The sequence below is a fragment of the Streptomyces mutomycini genome (assembly GCF_001700505.1).
Lineage (GTDB): Bacteria > Actinomycetota > Actinomycetes > Streptomycetales > Streptomycetaceae > Streptomyces > Streptomyces mutomycini.
In genome coordinates this window covers 1-1787 of record NZ_MAPV01000335.1, presented here as the reverse complement: position 1 = coordinate 1787, position 1787 = coordinate 1, and the positions used below count along the sequence as shown (strand labels likewise).

2 protein-coding genes are annotated in these 1787 nt (G+C 70.6%); both read left to right on the top strand.

The annotated features are described in order from the left end of the window. The first annotated feature begins 97 nt into the window (after nt 1–97). Complete coding sequence (locus BFF76_RS30280) at nt 98–1069, top strand: LysR family transcriptional regulator (RefSeq protein WP_031100669.1); 972 nt, start codon at nt 98–100, stop codon at nt 1067–1069. A 167-nt stretch (nt 1070–1236) separates the two neighbouring features. Continuing rightward, nucleotides 1237–1787, top strand: a 551-nt coding sequence (locus tag BFF76_RS30275; protein WP_107418516.1) for a hypothetical protein, incomplete at its 3' end; no start/stop codon positions are given.

Here is a 1787-nt window from a genome sequence, read left to right as displayed (position 1 = left end):
GTTTCGTGGGGCACCCGTCCAGCCTCGGATCGCGGGGTGCGTGGCGTCCAACACCTGATCCGGACCCATTGACGCACTTCCGTTGTAAATTGGGCCCGTGGCCGCATCCGACACCGATCCCCGGCTCCTCCGCGCCTTCGTCGCCGTGGCCGAGGAACTGCACTTCACCCGTGCCGCCGCCCGCCTCTACCTCGCCCAGCAGGCGCTGAGCCGGGACATTCGCCGGCTGGAGCGCGAGCTGGGCCGGGAGCTCTTCGTCCGGACCACCCGGCAGGTCTCGCTCACCGCGGACGGGGAACGCCTCCTGCCGCACGCCCGGCGGGTGCTCGCCGCGCACACCGCGCTCTCCGCCGCCTTCACGGACCCGGCGGAACGTCCGCTGCTGGTCGACCTGAACACGGACGGGATGACTGCGGCCAGGGTGCTCGCCCGGGCGCGGGAGCTCGCGCCCGAGTGTGAGCTGATGGCCCGCTTCGAGAGCGGACTGACCTGGGCGGCGGGGGAGGTGCTCGCAGGACGGCTGGACGTCTCCTTCGGGCGTGCAGCCGGGCTCGATCCAGCGGTGCTCGCCCAGCTCTCCGTACAGCCGGTGCGTTACGAGCCGATGGCCGTCCTCCTGCCGCACGGTCACCCTCTGGCAGGGCGTGAGGAGGTCGCCATGAGTGATCTGACCGGCGTAACCGTCTACGCCGGGGCGGGCAATGCGCGCACGCTCGAGTGGACGGACCTCGCATCCGTGCTTTTCGCGGAGTGGGGAGTCGTCCTCGCTCCGCCGGCTCCGCTGGCCGTCGGAGTGGCCGAATTCCAGCGGGTCATGGCGAAGACGGGGAACCCCGTACTGGCGGTCGCCGGCTTTCCGCCGCTGCCGGGGACGGTGTTGCGCCCACTGGTGCGGCCGGTGCCGATTTCGCCGCTGCTGATGGTGTGGCGCAAAGGAACCGGCCACCCCGGCCTTGCCGCGCTGCGCGCCGCGGTGGCCGAACTGGCTGGGACGGAAGGGTGGATGGTGAGGCCACCGACATCGTGGTTGCCTGAAACCGATCTGTCACTCATGGGTCACTGTTCATGAACAACCAGTGATTACGCCCTCTGCGCGTCGCCGGCGTGCGCTACATTCAGTGCCTCGGGTGCAAGTTGACAGATGGCACGCGGACGGGGTGGGGGCCCGGTTCGTTGGCACGATTCCAGTCATTTCTCGCGCGCCTGGTTCATTGAGTGGGGGAAGTGCGAACACCTGTGGAAAATTGGCGCGAAGGTACCCGAACCGGGCACACGCATGAGCCGAACGACGTGACCGTCCAACTCGACGGACTGGGACGTCAGCTCTCCGAACTACCTGTCGAACCCGGCCGTCCCGAGCCTTCCGACGGTCCGGTGTTCGTCGACGAGAGCGGACGGCGCAGCAAGACGTACCGGCGTGTGGGCTGGGTGCTCGCCACGATCTGTGCCGCGTACGCGGTGACCCTTGTGGTCGCCGTGCTCGGCGGGAACTCCAGCGCTCCCTGGCTTCCGCTCTCCGGGCAGGACGACAAGCTCGCGGAAGAGGTCGAGGTGCGGCCCGCGCCGAGTGGCGACATCGTGTCCCGGAGCCCCGGAGCCACGCCCGGCGTCTCCGCCTCGCCGTCCGGCACTGCCACGGCCTCGCCGTCGGAGGGTGCCTCCGCGTCCGGCCGGGCCGAGCCGAGTGCGAGCGCCTCGGCCTCCCGGCCCAGCAAGCCCGCGAAGGGCGGCTCCTCCTCGGCCCCCGCCCCGGCCGGGTCCGCATCCGCACAGCCGGGCGACGAGCC